Source organism: Microscilla marina ATCC 23134 (genome assembly GCF_000169175.1).
In the GTDB taxonomy this organism is placed as follows: domain Bacteria; phylum Bacteroidota; class Bacteroidia; order Cytophagales; family Microscillaceae; genus Microscilla; species Microscilla marina.
Genome location: NZ_AAWS01000010.1, coordinates 17,816 through 35,703, shown reverse-complemented (window position 1 = coordinate 35,703; position 17,888 = coordinate 17,816). Strand labels below are relative to the sequence as shown.

The following is a 17,888-nucleotide window of genomic DNA, read 5'->3' as shown; positions in this document are numbered from 1 at the left end:
ACAATATGGTGAAGGAATCTCAAAAAAATAAAGACGCTCTTCATGAAGCAAGTCTGATACTTCAGGCACCTTACAAAAACACCAAAAAGAAAATTCTGGTGGCTGTAAACCTGTCTTTGGTAATCATTACGTCGCTTCACCTGGCTATTCAACTCATTTCGTTTGGGCATTTACCTGAACCTGCCCGCGATATGATTATGATACCGCTTACGATTGGCATCCATGCTTTTTCGGCATACCACCATAGTCGTTTACTCGCAGGCAAAACCAACCAGCCTCGCTGGGTATCTCAGGTAAGCACTTGGGCTTCACTGATTACACTTCAGCTTTTTGCGCTTGCCACCGTACATGTAAACATTAATACTGCTACCAGTCTTATTGTAGACTCTGCTTTTTCTATCATTTTGGTGTTTATCACTGGTACAGTTATCAACCGAAACGCCGCTACTGTGTGGCTAGTCATTTCACTGATTAGTTTTTTTATCGCTTACGGAAACCGGGGAAGCTCATTTGAGTACCACCTCATGACCCAGCAAGAGGTGAAAGAATATAAACAACACTTGAAGTCACCAAATAGAAAGGTTCGCCAAGCTGCCCGAAAACGGCAAGAGATAGTGAAAAAAGAAAAAATAGAACCACTCAGCATTAAGCTTTACCTCAGCGTATGCCTCATATTTTTACTTTTAGCCTTTTTACCTACTTTTTTTCAGGCAAGCATGATCGGGCAAGTACTCAAAACTATTCCCAGGGCAATAGAAAAAATAGAATTGGCTGCTGACGAGAAAAACCTTTTGAAGAAGGAGAACGTCCGAATGTCTATGGAGCTGGACATAGCTAAGCACATTCAAAAGATGGTACTCCCTCGTGAAGAAGAATTCATGGCTTTTAAGGGGTTAGAAATAGGTGCCAGAATGGACACAGCTACCGAAGTAGGCGGGGACTTTTATGAAGTACTGCCACAAAAAGATGGCAGTATATATTTTGGTATAGGTGATGTAACAGATCATGGGCTACAGTCGGGGGTTGTCATGCTGATGACACAAGCAGCCTTTAGAGCCACGCTTGACAACAGTGACATAGACATTACTTCTGCTTTGAATCAGATTAACTCTATTTTACACCAAAATATTAGCCGAATGAAAGATCAGCGCAACCTGACGCTTTCATTATTGCACTACCACAATGGTACAGTAAGCATGACTGGCCAACACGAAACAGTCATCTTGTTAAGAAGCAAAGAGGATTTTGCTGAGCAAATAGACACGATGGATCTTGGCTTGTACGTGGGGTTAATTGATGATTTTTCTGACCATGTACAAGAATCAAGCTTTGACCTGGAGACAGGAGATATTATGCTACTGTATACTGATGGAGCTACCGAAGCTTTGAACAGCGCTGACCGTGAATTTGGAATACAGGGACTTATGCAAGCACTGGAAAGGCATAGGCATCACCCTTCGCAGCAAATTGTTAATAACATCATAGATGAAATATATGAATATACGGGTAAGACTGACCCAGAAGATGACATTACTATTGTGGTAGTAAGACGCACTGCCTAAACTCCATAAACTGATCAATAGAATATGAACAATCTTATTTTAGGCGATTTTGACTTTATTCCAAGCCACCTACCAGCAGAAGGAGGGCTTAACATTATGATCAACCCCATTGATCTAATGACTAGTTGGAAGCGGTGTGGTGCACTGGCAAATTTCGTAGCGTCTTTTTACTCTGACGAAAGAGATTTTGGTAAAAAGCTAGATGCCAACCTTATTTCTACTATTTTTAATGAATTAATGGAAAACGCTGCCAAATACTCAGATAAAAGGGATGCACTTATTACTGTAAATACAAAGCTGTATAATAATATACTGAAGATGGAGGTAGAAAATTATGCCCGTCAACGGCATTTCGACTCTCTGAAGAACCATTTTGAGAAGTTGGTTAACGCTAAGAACTTGGATGATTTATATGTCCAACAAATGCAGCAAAATATAGAAAAAGAACAAGAGTCAGGCATTGGGCTATTACTATTGCTCAAAGATTATCCGGTGAAGCTTGGGATACGGTTTGAAGAAATAGATGAGAATATGTACAAAATAACGGTTCAGGTATATCACTTTATAGAACCTAGTTAATGTAAACTAATCGGTTAGGTAGCAAAATTTGTAAAAGATTGTTTACACTATTATAAAACTAATTGATCAGTACTTAGTTTTGTACTCCATACCAGTGTATGGAAATGTGTCCTTGGTTTTTACCTAATAATTTTTCACACCCTGCCTAAGCAGGAACAAAAAATCACAAAAATGGAATTAGCTATCGAGAATGCCTCATTTATATTTGACAAAGACAAAGCCACACTCAGTATAGAAGGAGCTTTGCGTTTATCAGGAATGCAAAAATACAAAGAAGAAGGTTTTTTTGATTTTCTGAAAGATGCCGTAAAAAACTGTGAAACAACGCTTAATTTAGACCTTACCAAATTACAATACCTTAATAGCTCTGGAGTAACAGCATTTAGCCGTTTTATTCTGGAAATAAAAAAAGAAGCGATGAATCCTATCAAAGTCACGGGTAGTTCAGAGATTTCGTGGCAAAAAAAAACATTGCCTAATTTTCCTAAACTGTGGAATCAAATCATACTTGACTTCCAGTAAACTGCTTTACATTTCTCTAAGGTCATATTAAATCAAACTATTTGCTTGTGACGATTGACTTCATCAAAACCCAGGTGTTTGGGTCAAGTGTTACCGCAGAAGGGGCTTGTTGCAGAGGGAATGTAATTACTTGCTCTTTTTGCTTTTTCAAATACATTCGTTTTACCACAGGTTTGCTCCCTTGTTTTGACTGAATGCTTATATCCAAGGGCATTTCAAACAAACCATACGCTATATTTTGGGTTTGTTGTATCGTTAGCCTAAGTTGTTGATTAGAAGCATCATAGCTCCAGTTTGCCCTTAATGTGGGTTGCCCTGGTTGATATAACCATTGCTTAAAAAACCAATCTAGTTTTTTACCTGAGGCTTGTTCCATTATTTGCTGTAAACCTGCAGTTTCAGCATTCTTACCCCGATAGGTTTTATAATATGTGCGTATTCCCTGCCAAAAGGCTTTGTCTCCAGTGACATAGCGCAACATATGCAAAACCCAGCTGCCTTTTTGGTAGGCATTGGCATCTAACAATGAGTTAAGGTTGGCAGGTAAACTATTCATGATGGGCTTTTTAGTTTGACGGGCATAATTCATCACTTTTGCTCGGTCACTTTTCATACGTTCAACTAGTTTATGCCTCCCATACTTTTGCTCATTGTATACATGTGCCATATAGGTAGCAAAACCCTCACTTAGCCATATATGTGTCCATTCTTTCTCAGTAGCAGAATTGCCAAACCATTGGTGGGCTATTTCGTGGGCAATCAAAGATTGTATAGAACTGTTGTTGCGAGCAGAAGCTTCATAATAAAAAATACAACTGGCGTTCTCCATTCCTCCGTACCTGGTTTTAGATTGAACACTCGCCAGTTTTTCATAAGGAAATGCACCTATCTTTTGTGAAAACAGTTTAAGTATGTCTAAAGCGGGGGCATACTTTTTAAAACCCTTTTGTTTATCTTGCTCAAACACCCATGATGACACCTCTACCCCCTTGTACTTTCCTACCTTTTGTACGGCAAACTTGGCAGCTCCTATGACCATTACTTTGGTTGGGATCAATATTGACTGATACCAATGGGTGAGCAATTGCCCTGTGGCAAGTTTTTGTACCTTTTTTAATAAACCATTGGCTACTACTTTGTAATGTGCTGGTGCAATTACGATAAACTCACAAGTAGCCTTATCAGAAGGATGATCGACTACTGGCAACCAATGGTGCGCTCGGTTAGGCCAGTTATCACCAAAAAATGTGCGGTCACCATAACTGTTTTTCGAGATAATCAAACCATCCATAGGTACTCCTTCATAGCTTATGTCCACCTCATAAGTACTCCCTTTTGCTGCCTGTTTTGGCAAAAGCACCTTCAGCTGATTATTGTGATGTTCAAACTTTAAGGCGTTTTTTTGGTATGTTACTGCACTTACCAACATTCCTCTTGTGCCTTTTGAACTGGTCAAATCAAGCATAAAGGAGGTAGCAGGCCTGGTAAATTTAAACCGGATGGTAGTTTTGCCTTTAATAGCGTTGGTAGCATCGCTTAGGGTAAGGGTAAATTTGTAATGTTGAACATCAATGGGGGAGGCTACTGTAGCATGCTGGGCACCTGCTTGCTGGCATATACACAACAAAAAGAGGGTGATACTTTGGAAAGTAGATGAGATGAGGGTTTTCATGGAAATCAATTGCTTTGTAAAACAAAAAATCAGCTAGCAATTTAATCAAAGCATCTGAGAATAACGCAAGAGAGCAATTAATCAACCATCACAAACAGAAAATACACCAACCTCTTACTATGTCTGGTGGACAGTTCGGAGGACTGGTGCTTTTCGTGTATATAATCATTGTAATACTAGTTTAAGAAGCCAAAACTCGTGCGGTTGGTCGTGCCTGGTCGTTTCCCTGCACATCTACCTCTACTAGGTTAGGTAACTCATCTAATATACTCAAATCTTCGATTTGGTTATTGCTCAAATTTAAGCGTTTTAGTTTCTTAAGGTTCCTAAGCGGAGTCAAATCAGTGATTTGGTTATTGCTCAAATCCAAACTTTCCAAGTTGGTCAAAAACTGCAAATCATTAATTTGCGTAATATTTTTTGAACTCAACTCTAAAGTGTTTTTATACAAGAAGTTATCTAGTTGATCTACTCCTATCTGTATGTCATTGATTTGCAACAAGCCAAGACTTTTAAATATACGAAGTACTTGTATGTCATGTGAGTCTATCTTGATCAGGGCAGCATGTTTTACTTTTTCAAGGTCAGCCACGCTAATATTCACAAAATCCTTACTCTTACCTGAAGTATAAGTCTTATAACGACCAAACAATGATTTTGCTTTCTCATACAACATTTCACCACGCAATTGCTCTCCTTGCTCAAGGTCAGACAGGTCTAGGTGCTTGGCAAACTGTAAGTTATAAAAAGCCTCTGTTACCAAAAAGTATTCAAGAATTGACTTATGAGCAAAGGTACATTGGTGTAATGTATTCATATGCAACAAAGCCCTGGTTTTAAGCTCTAAAGTACCCAAGTCTACATTGTTATTTTCGGCAAGTACTTTTAGCTCATCATCGCTGATAATAAAACCACCTCTACGTTTACGGTTCATATACATATCAATTGCCACTTCTCGCGAAAACTTATACAAGTCTTTACGGTACTTCTCTTTATTATCAGGACGACGTTGTACTTCCCTTTCAATCCACTTGGCAATCAACTCAGTGTAAATCTGATAAGTAGAACTGTAGTGGTCACGACTTTTGATCAAATCGTCTATATACCTCAACAACATAGGGCGCACCATTAGGTTAGGTGAATGCAAAACAATCTTTTCTGCCTTTTTACGCTTGTTGATGTTCAATAAATTGTAGGTTTTTTTGAGGTATGCCTTAATGTCTTCATTGCTGAAAGGAGACAAATAGATTTTACGGAATTGATACGTGTTGTCTTGGTATTTAAACTTCAAAACACCTATTTCGCCTGAATCTTCTTCTTCTTGTGGAAAAAACTGGGTACGGCAAGTAAATATAACTTCCTTAAAATCGCCTACTTTCTGAAGTATGTAATGTAGTCTTTTTTGATGAGCTTTGATGGCTTCATTGTCTTCATCAAATGCATCAAGTAATAATATAGTATTGGCACGCTCTTCGGCAGGCATTGCTTCTACCTCCTCCATAGCGTTAGGAAAACTCAACGGAAAAATCTTGATTTTATAATCAGTCTCTGCCAACAACTCCGCATATTTTACATAAAGATTCAGCATAAAGGTAGTTTTTCCCATACCAGCCTCTGCCAATATGATATAAAACTTGTCTCTATACATAGAGTCTTTAAGGTTTCTTTGAGTAAAAAATGGGATGAGTAATTGACGAGTCACAAATGCACATTGGTTCAATGGGTCATTGGCTGTTTCAGGAGCCACGTTTTGGCAATGTGTTGGGACATAATTTTTGAGTGCATGGTTTATTTCATGCTTTGTATAATACTTATACAAATCTTCTTTAATTTCTTGTAGCTTCATTGGTACTCTGTTTTTTTAAAAGATATTTGCTTTATGTGGTAGGGCTAAAGTATGAGCCACAACCATTTTTTATGGTTTTATCGTAAACAATCTGCCTGATTGATACCATTTAAACTGGGGTTGAAGTATTTTAATACAATTGGCTTAGCTGGTAGGTAAAAGGGTTAATTTAGTTCTTTGCGCTTTAGTTATTTTATTTACAAAATTGTAATTATGGATAAAGAACCTACATCAACGTCTCGTATTTAATTTATTCGCTTATGTTTCTTGTGTGTTAGTACTACAAAGTTAAATGATTATCCTGAGATCACATAACCTACAATTGTACTGGCAATTACGACAGGGGTAATAAGTAAAAAAAGCAATAAACAGCACAAAAAAAACAATAACTTACATTGTTATTTTTATACTATAATAAAACATAAAATTCTCCAAATAAAAATTATTCTTAAAGTGACCCTTAGTCACTGTAAATTTGAGTTAAACTAAGCACATATAGCATATAACTATCTGTTTACAAGCAACTTAAATACACACAAAGAATAAAAAACATGTTTTGTGAGTGGTTTATTGAAAGGCATTATATATACAGCAAAAATCGAGCTAATCTATTGCATAACAAACACTTATATCTTATTCAAGAGATTTATAGTTTTTTATATTACATACATAAAAACTCAAATATATTAAAGTGAGCCGTCACGTATTACCTGCTATTTAGTGTATGTAAAGTCTTATGTTTTTTTAACTTTTTTACACACTTTAGGTTCCTAATATTCAATAATCGGGCTAATTCAAGAAAAGAAGGAATAATTGTTTCTTCATAGAAAAAGCTTAAATAGTTACACTTTTATAAAATTTAGCATTTTGAAAATCTTTTTTTTCGGTAATTAACTCTACAAAAATTAACCAAAAAAAAGTTTTTTTTAGTCTGTAAATTCACAAAATCAGCTTTTTTTAAGAGACAAAATCAAGTAACCAAATTAGTAATCACTGATAAGGGGTTCTTTTTTCATTCAAAAACACCCATGTTTACTTTTAAGCATGCTGATTATAAGTATCTTATAAAACCTTTGCTTACTTAAAGTACGCGGTTGTAAGCTTTATTTATGGCGCATAAAAAGTATACGCATAGTAATATTTCTCAGTGAATAGTAATATTTCCTATACTCCCTTTATTTTTGTTTCAAGCGTTTCTATTTTCAAAACTTATTGAAAGTTCAATACGTTACACAAAAATATAACAAACTATCTACTACAATGAAAGTGAGTTTTAAATTCCCGAATGAAGGCCTATTGAAACAATGGCTGACAGGTAGAAAAACAGATAAATTTTCATACCCAGAGCAAAAAGCTACTCAGCAAGAGAGGTTCCCTAAGGGCTATGACCACGACCGTAACAAGTGCCTGTTGGGAAAAGGGCAGACGGTATTCGAAAAAGCGAAACAAGCCATTGATGAATGGATTATGTTTCCTGGTTCTTGGACAAAAATTTACCCAGCAACACCTGCCCAATTACACCACGAGGTGGTAGTGTTGTTCAACTTATTTGGTGTTTGGTGGTTCAACAGCAGTAGAGTAGTGTACACCATTCATCAACCCAACTGCTATGGTTTTGCCTATGGCACGCTTACCCAACACGTAGAAAAAGGTGAAGAAGTGTTCTTAGTAGAACAAGATGAGGAGGGCAATGTATGGTATAGAGTAGAGGCTTTTAGCCAGCCCAATAAATGGTATGTCCACCTCGCCAAACCACTGGCAAGGGCATATCAACGCAAATTTGCCAGGGAATCGAAAGCAGCTATGCAAGCCTATTGTCAAGGGGTTTAACGCTTGTTTTTTGTATTGATTGGGTGGTGCAAATGCGACATTGAACAGCTTTCACAGTGCTCATCTTTACCCCAAAAAGTTTGGTAAAGCTGCTTGCCAAGGTAGATACAGGCTACTAAAAATGTAAGGGTAACAAATAGAGTTTGCATAAGTTTTGGTTCTTAGAGTAACTTTACTTCAACGTATGAGGTTTAGAGCGTATGCTTAACAAACGCTTACTCAATGCCTCTTTTAAAACAATTGATATACCAATAATGCCGAAATATACGCCAACCCTGTCATATACACCAACTGAATCAAAGGCCATTTCCAGCTTTTGGTCTCCCGACGTACAATTGCCAGCGTACTCAGGCATTGCATAGCAAAAGCATAAAACACCATTAAAGAAAGACCAGTGGCAAGGCTATATACAGGCTTACCATTGGCATGTTTTTCAGCACGTAGACGCTCAATTAATGATTGATCACTTTCAAAATCTGCCCCTACACTATAAATAGTAGCCATAGAGCCAACAAACACTTCACGGGCAGCAAAAGAAGTAATCAAGGCTATGCCTATTTTCCAATCATACCCCAATGGGCTAATCACAGGTTCTATGATTTTACCCATAATACCAATGTAAGAGTTTTCGAGTTTGGCGGCACTTACCTTTTTTTCGTAGCTATCCAGTATTTTTTTATCTGTAGTGGTAGGTTTATCAATGGCTTTTACTGCTGATGCCATTCTATTACCTGGTCCATAAGAAGCAAGCACCCACAAAATAATAGAAATGGCCAGAATAATCTTACCCGCTTCCCACACAAATAAACGGGTTTTCTCCCACAGAGTAATTATGATATTGCGCCAACGAGGAAGTTTATAAGATGGTAGCTCAAGTACCAAAAAACTACGACTATTGGTTTTGATAATGATACGCATAATAAATGCCACTGCCAATGCCATTACCAGCCCCAGTACATATAACCCCAGCAACACCAAGCCTTTGAGATTAAATACCCCCCATAATACTTTATCGGGCACTACCAGAGCAATCAACAAAGTGTAAACAGGTAAACGGGCAGAACAACTCATCAGAGGGGTTACTAAGATTGTAATTATTCGATCTTTCCAGTTATCAATCGTACGGGTGGCCATTACCGCCGGAATAGCACAAGCTACGCTGGAAATCATAGGCACTACGCTTTTTCCACTGAGCCCAAAAGGACGCATAAGTCTGTCCATAATAAACACAATACGCGCCATATAACCTGTTTCCTCCAGGATTACAATGAAGGAAAATAAAAGCACTATCTGTGGCACAAAAATAACCACTCCTCCTATGCCTGGTATTACTCCTTCGGCAATTAAGTTGGTAAAACTACCCGAAGGTAAAACACTTTTTGTCCATTGACTTAAACTCAAAAATACCTGATCGATCAAATTCATTGGTATTTCGGCAAAGGCATATATTGCCTGAAAAATAACCAGTAATATTCCTAAAAACAACAAATAACCCGCGATAGGGTGGGTAACTACCTGGTCTATTTTTTGGGTAAATTTTGCTTCTGTTTTTGTTGTAGTTTTCTTGTCTATAACAAAGCGTAGCATTTGGCGAATTTTTTCAAACCTCTGCCGGGTTTCTTCGGTTTGACCTTGTGTGGTAGTAGAGAAACCACTCTCAGCAGCACTTGTAAACATGGTGGGGGGCGCTTCTGGGGTTGTATCATTAGCAGTTGCCAACGCTTGGGTTTCTACAAATGGGAAATGCTTTTCTGGCGTTTGGTAACCCACTATTGCGTCCTTCAATGCTTGTATGCCTTCACCTTTGCGCCCATTCATGGGTAACACAGGTAGGTTACCAAACATTTCGCTGAGTTTCTCATAATTGATTTGAATTCCTTTTTTTTCCGACAGGTCGGTCATATTTAATGCAAGTATGGTAGGAATTTTCAAATCGTAGATTTGAGTAAAAAGTAATAGGTTGCGTTCAAGGTTTGAAGAGTCTGCTACCACAACAATCAAATCGGGGTAATCTGGATGCTGAGGGTTTTGAAGCAAGTCCTTGACTACTGCTTCATCCTTTGAGCGAGGATACAAGCTATAAGTGCCCGGCAAATCGGTTACTTTAATTTTTGTATGATTAGTAAGCTTACAAACACCTTCTTTTTTGTCTACCGTTACCCCTGGATAGTTGCCTACGTGTTGGTTGAGCCCAGTAAGTTGATTAAATACAGTACTTTTCCCTGAGTTGGGGTTACCTACTAATGCTATGTTGTCAATTTTTATCGCCATCACATCCCTTTAAATCTTTCTCTTTCTTATTTTGAAGAGCAAAATTATAAAATAGCTTGTTTATTATTTATAAAAATTCTAAATAATTAATTTAAATATATAAAATTGATCAACTAATGAGCTACAAAAAATGTTTGGCATTGCCTCTTTCTTTTAGCATTGCCTCTTTCTTATTCATAGCAATCAATGGGTGCCAAAACCAAACTAACTTGCCTCCATTCAAGCTTCCCTCCCACTTTCCTTCTCCTTTATATAGTTTTGACAAAAATCCATTAAGTAACCAAGGAATAAGTTTGGGGCGTCGCTTATTTTTTGATCCAATATTGTCAAAAGATAGCAGCATTGCTTGCGGTAGCTGCCATCACCCTTCACAAGCCTTTGCCGACACAGGCAAAAGGTTTAGTAGAGGAATCGCTGGACAATTTACCAAAAGAAACGCCCCAGGGTTGTTTAACTTGCTATGGCAACGTGAGTTTTTTGCTGATGGGGGTGTCAGGCACTTCGAGCTTATTCCTTTGGCACCTTTGGTCAACCGACAAGAGATGCAAGGTGACTTGCAGGAATTATTAGGCAGGTTGAACAAAAACACCTCTTACAAGCAGCAATTTTCCCAGGTTTTTGACACCGATTCATTGCAAAGTAAACATTTGTTGTATGCCCTTGCCCAGTTTATGGGCAGCCTTATTTCGGCTACCTCTCGCTATGACCAGTACGTACAAAAAAAACTACCACTGTCTGATATTGAGCAACAGGGATTGACGGTTTTTAAACAAAAATGTAGTACTTGTCACCAGATAAGCAATCAGCTCTTCACAGACTTGTCTTATCGTAACATAGGTTTAGACAGCGTTTTGCTAGATGTAGGCAGGTACAACATTACCGAAAGGAAAGAAGATAAAGGAAAGTTTAAAGTGCCAAGCCTTCGGAATGTCTTACTTACCCCCCCTTATATGCACGATGGCAGGTTTAGTACCATAGACGAGGTATTGACACATTATACCAAAGGAGTAAAGCACACCCCTACACTGGATAAAGGTCTGCGTAATAATACAGGCAGTCCAGGCATCGCATTATCGCTTGACGAGCGCCGAGCAATTAAGGCTTTTTTGCACACACTTACTGACACAGCTTTTATTAGGAAACACCACAAGTAACGGGACTATTTTATTGATTACTTGTGGTGTTTGACTGTTGGGGTTGGTACTGCTGAGAAACAGTGTTATAGCCAATACTAATTTCTTAAGGAAATAAACGGTTCTCAGTTAAAAGGATTTGTTCTAAACCAGACAGTGATTGTTGAGGGCTATGCCCAAAAATCCCGTTTAAGGGGCGACCAGGTTCCTAAACAAATACCTCAGGACGGGTAGCTCCTACATACAACTCTTGCCACCAGTCGGCCAATGCATTGGCTTCCATCACCCCTTTGGGTGAACTACTTGCGTGAATAAAGTTTACAATATCATTGTCGTAATCGGTACTGGTGACCATACCCACATGGGTAATTTGAGTGTTGCCCGGCTGGTTGGTAAAAAAGATTAAATCGCCTGCTACCAACTCATCAATTTCTACATATTTACCTATCTTTTGCTGATCTCCTGCTACCCTTGGAACATCATGACCTATTGCCTGAAAAGCCTGTAGCATCAATCCAGAGCAATCGATTCCCTCTTTGCTATTGCCTCCCCAAAGGTAAGGGCTTCCTAAAAATTCGCGGGCTTTGCCTATGACTTGTTGAACTTTTTCTGCTTGCATATTATTCAGTTATATTTTTAAAGTATTTGTGAATATTACGGGTATTTTAAACATAGCAATAAATACATAGAAAAGACAGAAAGAGTTTTAATTTTGCACCGCTATTTCTGATTACCTGTGTTTTTGACCTTTATTATATCAGACATTAGCGTATTTTCATCTGTTCATCAAACATAATTATGGGTATTGTAGCGCGTCAGGGGATCAAGTCGGGAATAATCTTATATATAGGAGTGCTGATAGGGGCGCTCAATAACGTTTGGATATATCCAAAGTTCTTAACTCCAAAAGAAATTGGTCTTCTAAGGTTATTACTTGCCAATGAGCTAGTCATGGTCACCTTTGTTCAGTTAGGTACTTATGGCATTATAGACCGGTTCTTCCCTGCGTTCAAAGAGTCCGACCAAAAACGTGGCGCATTTATCCAATTTAGCCTGCTTTATCCCTTGCTGGGTATTACTGCCTTCTTGTGTATGCATTTCCTTTTCCCCGACTTTTGGGGATCTATTTATGCCAAAAAATCTCCTGGTATTATTCAATATTATGAAGTACTTGCTATTTTGGTGTTTCTCACTTCTTATCAGTTTATTTTAGGGGCATTTTCAAGGGCTCATTTCCGGGTTGTTGTACCCAGTATGCTAGACAATTTACTACTAAAGGGTGGCATTACTCTCTTGATTATACTATTTAGCCTACAGATACTCACTTTTACTCAGTTTATATGGGGGTTGGTAGCTATCAGGTTTACCAATGTAAGCATCTTGGTGTTTTACCTGAAAAGGCTTTTGCAAAAACCGATTGTATGGGGGCAACGACTGTCTAAAGCAGACATGAAAAGTATTATCCAATACGGGTTGTATATGGTGTTGGGTGGTGCCAGCAGTGTTATTATTTCTCAGATTGACATTATTATGCTGGCAAGCCTTGTAGGAGAAGAGGCTACCGGAGTTTATAGTATTGTATTTTTTATAGGCACCGTTGTGGAAATTCCTCGGCGAGCTTTGGCTCAAATTTCGGTACCTGTCATTGCTTCTGCCTGGCAAAACAATGACTTGGTCACGATCAAAGAAATTTACCAAAAAACGGCTATTAACCAACTGATTGTAGGCGCGCTGGTACTTGGTCTGATCTTATTAAACATTCAAGACATTTTTTTGCTTATGCCTAAGGGCAAAATATATAGCCAAGGGATATATGTAGTTCTGTTTATTGGCCTTACTCGCTTTGTAGATATGCTCATGGGAGCCAATAATGAAATTCTACTTTACTCAAAGTATTACAGGTTTAACCTGATGACTAATGTTATTTTGGCTGTTATAATGATTGGTATCAACTTGGTACTCATCCCTTTGTATCAACTCGATGGAGCTGCTTTTGCTACTTTGCTGTCTATCATTATTTTTAACCTCATTCGTTTCACCTTTTTATTGGTAAAGTATGGCATACAACCTTTTACCTTCCAAACAATACTTACCTTGTTATGGATCAGCATTGCCACAGGGTTGGGCTATTTGACACTATCACTACAACTACCTCCCCTACTCAACATCATTGTTAAGTCTGCAATTGTTTCCCTCTTTTTTGTTGTAGGCGTCTGGAAACTCAAACTATCTGAAGATATGAATATCATTGCCAACAATATCATAAGTTTGGTGAAAGGAAAAGTATCAAAATAAAAAAGGATGCGTAGGTTTACACATCCTTTTTTATTTTGACTAAAACCTTGCTTGTTGCTAATAGTCCTTTAATTCACGTTTTGAATCACGTTCTTTCATACTTTCTCGCTTATCATACAATTTTTTACCTCTTGCTACTGCCACTTCTATTTTTGCCAGTCCTCGGTCATTGATAAACAAGCGTGTAGGAACTACTGAAAGGCCTTTTTCAGCAAGCTTTTTCGATATTTTTTTTAGTTCCTTTTTATTCAACAATAGCTTACGCTCACGGGTAGGTTCGTGGTTATAATGGGTACCGTTTTCATAAGGTGCTATGTGCATTTGCTTTAACCATAACTCTTCATCTTTAAAAAAACAGAAAGCATCACCCAACACTACCTGACTTTGTCTGATAGATTTTATCTCAGTACCCGTGAGTACAACACCCGCAATATACTTATCTAAAAACTGATAGTCAAACGATGCTTTTCGATTCTTGATATGTACATTTTTAGAGATTTCTTTTTTCTTTTTATCTTTTCCCATAGTTGTTTGTCTTTTTGATTATTACTTAGGAATGAACAAAAAGTAACTTTTCGCCATTCCTTAGAAACTTGTACCGTTTTTTGGCAAAGATACTCAAAGTTAGAAGCCCCGACAGGGAGCAAGCTTTAAGCGACAAGTCGCAAGTCCTTAGATACCGATGCATATCGGTGCTACTCCCTATTTAACTGCGTTGAGCTCATCACAGCAAGCTACTGTAGATTCGGTTCATAGGTAGCTAACAAATTCATAGTATACTTATTTTCAGCAGGTTATGATTTTTTTAGCTAGAAGTCCCGACAAGGTTCTAGGTACACCCTATAGACCACTCACCTTTGACTGTAGCTATCGGCTTTTGCCGTCGTAGCCAAAGCAAACAGTTATTACTGAGGGTTATGCCCGAACCGACCATAGGGAGCTCTGCATAGCTAAATCCCGTTTATGGGACGGTTATCCTTAGTATACCAATATTTTGGTAGAGACACTTTGTCCATTGCCAAAACTAGCTTTGAGCAAATATATGCCCCTTGGCAATTCTCCAATTTCTACAAGCTTTTGATTTACAAAGGTAGTATTTTTAGGAAAACTATTGCTGTATACTACTTTACCTCTGTTATTATACAACTTGAGATGAGCATCTAACCCACTCAATATAGTCACGGTTACCCTTCCAGTATTCGTAGGGTTGGGGGCAATATTTATCAAAGGGTTGGCGTTTATGTCCAATCCCTGAAAGTTAATTACATTAGATGTTCCTTCGCAACCTATACTGGTAGTCACATTTACAAAATAACTCCCTGAATCAATGGGTATAAAAGTTTCATCATTGGCTCCAATAATAGGTGTATCATTGAAGTACCACTGGTATTTTCTAATATCGGCGGTGAGCACCGACAACCTGTTATTAGCAAGTATTAACTGGGGTTCAGGGGGTAATTTTACTTCTATCTCTGCTTGTCGGGTATTGCTAAACCCACACGAATTAGTTACTCTAATGGTATAAATGCCTGCTTCTTTGGCGGTGTAAGAACTGCCTGAAGAAACTACATTTCCATTGTATAGCCATTCGTATTTAGCGTTAGCATCTAAAATCTCGGTTGATAAAACTACACTATCACCCTGACAAAATTCAAGGGGAGTAAGGTACCCAAGAATGGGAGGGGCTTGTTCATTAGATTGGATTACCTGCGACAAAGACAACGCCGAACAGCCCTGTTTAGATATTTCTACCCTATATTCCCCAGGATCGCTTACCTCTAAGACCTCACCATTGGCGTTATTTACCAATTTATTATCTTTAAACCAACGATATTGTACTGTACCTTCGCTTTGAGTTGCCTTCAGTTGAATGCTAACCGCATTGCAAAGAATATTAGACCCTCCATTGTTTTGAATTAGCAATCCTGGAGTTTTGAGCGCCCCACCAAATGTTATCTTAATGTCATTTGTTGAAATGGCATTGCCACACTCATTATTTATTCGCAGCGCATAACTTCCGGCCTCTTTAGCATTGTATGTAGCAGTATTACCCACCAAAATCCCATCTTTAAACCATTCATAGGTACCTTCTGTGCCGTCAAATTGAGCAAACAAAGTCACTGGTTTGGTGGTATCACACACATTTGTAGCACTCCCCGGAATAATGCTTACATTGGAAGGTACAGTCACAAACCTAATCAGTTTTTTGGCTTCTTTCACTCCACATTCGGCGCTGGTTACCCGTAATAAGTATTCACCTGTTTCGGTTACATCCAGCGAAGCGCCCTCTCCCTTTTTCTGGTTATTTAAAAACCATTCCAACGTTAAACCACTGCCCGATACATTGCCAGTAAGGGTAACTGTACCAGTGCCACAGACTAAGGTATTGGAGGCATTAATGCTAATGGTATTGGGTACTGATTTAATATCTAAAGATATAGCATTGGATAAGGGACCTGCGCCACAAGCATTTTGGGCTTGTACGGTATACACTCCGCTCAAAGTAGCGTTGTAGGTGTTAATAAGGGTGGTAGCTACTGCTACCCCATCTTTAAACCAATTGTATGACAAACCATCTCCGTCAGAGGTAGCAGTTAGTTCAATCTTGCCATCACAAGTAATGGTTTGAGTACTTGTCATAGCAATGGTAGTAGGAGGAGTAGCTACAAATGGTATATTGACCACAGCAGAGGTTTGGGTGCCACATACAGAGTTATCCAATGGGTTGATACTTGTAATTTCTACCTGATAATCTCCGGTAGCAGTCACATTAAGCGTGGCATTAGTACCCGCTACAACATTGTCTTTTTTCCATACATACTTAAGGTTGTCTCCGTCAGTATCTACACTCAGCACCAACGAAGTAACCCCACAACCTAAGGAGGGTGGACTTGAGGATTTGATATTGGCATAAGTAGGTGGGTTAATCGAGGTAATGGTTACAACAGAAGAAGTGGTTCCACCACAAAAGTTGTACACCTTCACTGTATAATTTCCGCTAAGCGATGGGGTATACGCATTGTCTGAGGAATTGGCAGAAGTTTTTACCAATATTCCCTCTCTGTACCATTCATATTTTGAAACTGTACTACCGGGCGACAAGTTGGCACCAGCCGAGAGTCGGGGAAATAGAGCCCCACAAAATGTACTTGCACTGGTTTGATCTATAAAGATACCCCCAGGTTTGTCTGCATCTTTCATCTCAATAGTTGCGTCATCATTTCCACAGCCATTGCTCACTACCACTTTATAAGCACCAGCTCCTGTAGCCAGGTGGGTGGCGCTGTTTGTTCCTTCAGGAACACCATTGCGTGACCAGGCATAGTTTAAATTATCTCCAGAAGCAGTTGCTGTCAACAATGTACCTGAACCATTACACACAAGACTGTCGGTATTGGCTGGCACCACACTTGCATTGGATGGTGGTGTTCCTACTATAGTAATAGTGACTGAATTGGTGGAGAGTGTCGCATTACAATCATTGACTGCCTCTACGGTATACACACCTGCTGTCGACACATTGTAGCTATTATTAAAATTAGTTTCAACAAGTGCTCCATCCTTATACCACCGATAAGCATCTACTTCACCCGTGGCTGTAGCAGTAAGTGTAGTATTACCTCCACTACATATAGAAGTAGAAGAAGCAATAATACTTACAGATGAAGGACTACTACTGACTGTTTTTATTTGTGCTTTAGCTGTTGACTCTACACCATCTACTGTGATCGTATGTATCTGAAAACCATTTACCGCAGTAAACTCAGTGTTAGTACCCAAGGTAGTACCACTGAGTCCTTTCCACTCATAGGTGGTACCTGTGGTAGTGGTACGTAATTTACGCCCTCCTGAACCGCCAGAACTACATAAAGTAACGATGGTGGTGGTTCCATTAGGAAGAGTTCGCCACACACCAGGGCTAATTTCTACCTGTAAATCAGGAATAGTGAAGGGTTTATGTTTTACAGATTTAACAGCTGTAGTGTCACTTTTTGAGTACGCAGTTTTTGCTGTGGTCAACACCCACAACCCTATTATTAAACTAAATGTGGTAAGGAGTTTTATTCGATATACTGTCATTATAAATTTTGAAATTTAAGCGCAGGGTTATTAGTCATAATACCTTTTCTTACCTAAAGGTAAACAAAAAAATATTTGTACTCAATCAGAAGTAATAT

At 38.6% G+C, this 17,888-nt stretch carries 12 protein-coding genes; 6 read left to right on the top strand and 6 right to left on the bottom strand.

The window, feature by feature from the left end; all coding sequences use genetic code 11:
* Positions 1–5 precede the first annotated feature (5 nt).
* The 3 genes from M23134_RS37885 to M23134_RS10755 all read left to right on the top strand — a co-directional run bounded on the left by M23134_RS37885 (position 6) and on the right by M23134_RS10755 (position 2,663).
* Positions 6–1,562: a PP2C family protein-serine/threonine phosphatase gene (locus tag M23134_RS37885; protein WP_002695876.1), complete on the top strand. Its 1,557-nt coding sequence runs from the start codon at positions 6–8 to the stop codon at positions 1,560–1,562.
* A gap of 24 nt (positions 1,563–1,586) precedes the next feature.
* Positions 1,587–2,141: a DUF6272 family protein gene (locus tag M23134_RS10760; protein WP_002695874.1), complete on the top strand. Its 555-nt coding sequence runs from the start codon at positions 1,587–1,589 to the stop codon at positions 2,139–2,141.
* Positions 2,142–2,312: 171 nt separating this feature from the next.
* A complete protein-coding gene (locus tag M23134_RS10755) occupies positions 2,313–2,663 on the top strand; it encodes a slr1659 superfamily regulator (protein ID WP_002695872.1) in 351 nt (116 codons plus the stop codon).
* Between the two features lie 37 nt (positions 2,664–2,700).
* On the opposite strand, the gene M23134_RS10750 is transcribed toward M23134_RS10755, so the two are convergent.
* Positions 2,701–4,335: a M1 family metallopeptidase gene (locus tag M23134_RS10750; protein ID WP_002695870.1), complete on the bottom strand. Its 1,635-nt coding sequence runs from the start codon at positions 4,333–4,335 to the stop codon at positions 2,701–2,703.
* A gap of 181 nt (positions 4,336–4,516) precedes the next feature.
* Complete coding sequence (locus M23134_RS37880) at positions 4,517–6,181, bottom strand: leucine-rich repeat domain-containing protein (RefSeq protein WP_002695868.1); 1,665 nt, start codon at positions 6,179–6,181, stop codon at positions 4,517–4,519.
* A 1,260-nt stretch (positions 6,182–7,441) separates the two neighbouring features.
* On the opposite strand from M23134_RS37880, the gene M23134_RS10740 reads away from it, so the two are divergent.
* Entirely contained in the window at positions 7,442–8,011 is a 570-nt protein-coding gene (locus M23134_RS10740) for a DUF1990 family protein (RefSeq protein ID WP_045113371.1), read from the top strand.
* Between the two features lie 231 nt (positions 8,012–8,242).
* On the opposite strand, the gene feoB is transcribed toward M23134_RS10740, so the two are convergent.
* Positions 8,243–10,282 carry a ferrous iron transport protein B gene (gene feoB / locus M23134_RS10735; RefSeq protein ID WP_002695864.1) on the bottom strand — a complete coding sequence of 680 codons (2,040 nt, stop codon included), beginning with the start codon at positions 10,280–10,282 and terminating at the stop codon, positions 8,243–8,245.
* Between the two features lie 116 nt (positions 10,283–10,398).
* On the opposite strand from feoB, the gene M23134_RS10730 reads away from it, so the two are divergent.
* Positions 10,399–11,436 carry a cytochrome-c peroxidase gene (locus tag M23134_RS10730; RefSeq protein WP_053337285.1) on the top strand — a complete coding sequence of 346 codons (1,038 nt, stop codon included), beginning with the start codon at positions 10,399–10,401 and terminating at the stop codon, positions 11,434–11,436.
* A 187-nt stretch (positions 11,437–11,623) separates the two neighbouring features.
* Here the strand turns inward: M23134_RS10730 and M23134_RS10725 are convergent, their stop codons facing one another.
* Positions 11,624–12,034, bottom strand: a complete 411-nt coding sequence (locus tag M23134_RS10725) for a C40 family peptidase (protein ID WP_002695861.1) — start codon at positions 12,032–12,034, stop codon at positions 11,624–11,626.
* 179 nt (positions 12,035–12,213) lie between these two features.
* Here M23134_RS10725 and M23134_RS10720 point away from each other — a divergent pair, with 179 nt between their 5' ends.
* A complete protein-coding gene (locus M23134_RS10720) occupies positions 12,214–13,710 on the top strand; it encodes an oligosaccharide flippase family protein (RefSeq protein WP_045113370.1) in 1,497 nt (498 codons plus the stop codon).
* Positions 13,711–13,767: 57 nt separating this feature from the next.
* Here the strand turns inward: M23134_RS10720 and smpB are convergent, their stop codons facing one another.
* Both smpB and M23134_RS10710 read right to left on the bottom strand, forming a co-directional pair.
* Positions 13,768–14,235 carry an SsrA-binding protein SmpB gene (gene smpB, locus M23134_RS10715; protein WP_002695859.1) on the bottom strand — a complete coding sequence of 156 codons (468 nt, stop codon included), beginning with the start codon at positions 14,233–14,235 and terminating at the stop codon, positions 13,768–13,770.
* 453 nt (positions 14,236–14,688) lie between these two features.
* Complete coding sequence (locus tag M23134_RS10710) at positions 14,689–17,790, bottom strand: T9SS type A sorting domain-containing protein (protein ID WP_045113369.1); 3,102 nt, start codon at positions 17,788–17,790, stop codon at positions 14,689–14,691.
* Between the last annotated feature and the right edge of the window lie 98 nt (positions 17,791–17,888).

Bases quoted from the DNA above. Each gene is read 5' to 3' on its own strand.
- M23134_RS37885 (WP_002695876.1), top strand. From the start codon at position 6: ATGGTGAAGGAATCTCAAAAAAATAAAGACGCTCTTCATGAAGCAAGT.
- M23134_RS10760 (WP_002695874.1), top strand. From the start codon at position 1,587: ATGAACAATCTTATTTTAGGCGATTTTGACTTTATTCCAAGCCACCTA.
- M23134_RS10755 (WP_002695872.1), top strand. From the start codon at position 2,313: ATGGAATTAGCTATCGAGAATGCCTCATTTATATTTGACAAAGACAAA.
- M23134_RS10750 (WP_002695870.1), bottom strand. From the start codon at position 4,335: ATGAAAACCCTCATCTCATCTACTTTCCAAAGTATCACCCTCTTTTTG.
- M23134_RS37880 (WP_002695868.1), bottom strand. From the start codon at position 6,181: ATGAAGCTACAAGAAATTAAAGAAGATTTGTATAAGTATTATACAAAG.
- M23134_RS10740 (WP_045113371.1), top strand. From the start codon at position 7,442: ATGAAAGTGAGTTTTAAATTCCCGAATGAAGGCCTATTGAAACAATGG.
- feoB (WP_002695864.1), bottom strand. From the start codon at position 10,282: ATGGCGATAAAAATTGACAACATAGCATTAGTAGGTAACCCCAACTCA.
- M23134_RS10730 (WP_053337285.1), top strand. From the start codon at position 10,399: ATGAGCTACAAAAAATGTTTGGCATTGCCTCTTTCTTTTAGCATTGCC.
- M23134_RS10725 (WP_002695861.1), bottom strand. From the start codon at position 12,034: ATGCAAGCAGAAAAAGTTCAACAAGTCATAGGCAAAGCCCGCGAATTT.
- M23134_RS10720 (WP_045113370.1), top strand. From the start codon at position 12,214: ATGGGTATTGTAGCGCGTCAGGGGATCAAGTCGGGAATAATCTTATAT.
- smpB (WP_002695859.1), bottom strand. From the start codon at position 14,235: ATGGGAAAAGATAAAAAGAAAAAAGAAATCTCTAAAAATGTACATATC.
- M23134_RS10710 (WP_045113369.1), bottom strand. From the start codon at position 17,790: ATGACAGTATATCGAATAAAACTCCTTACCACATTTAGTTTAATAATA.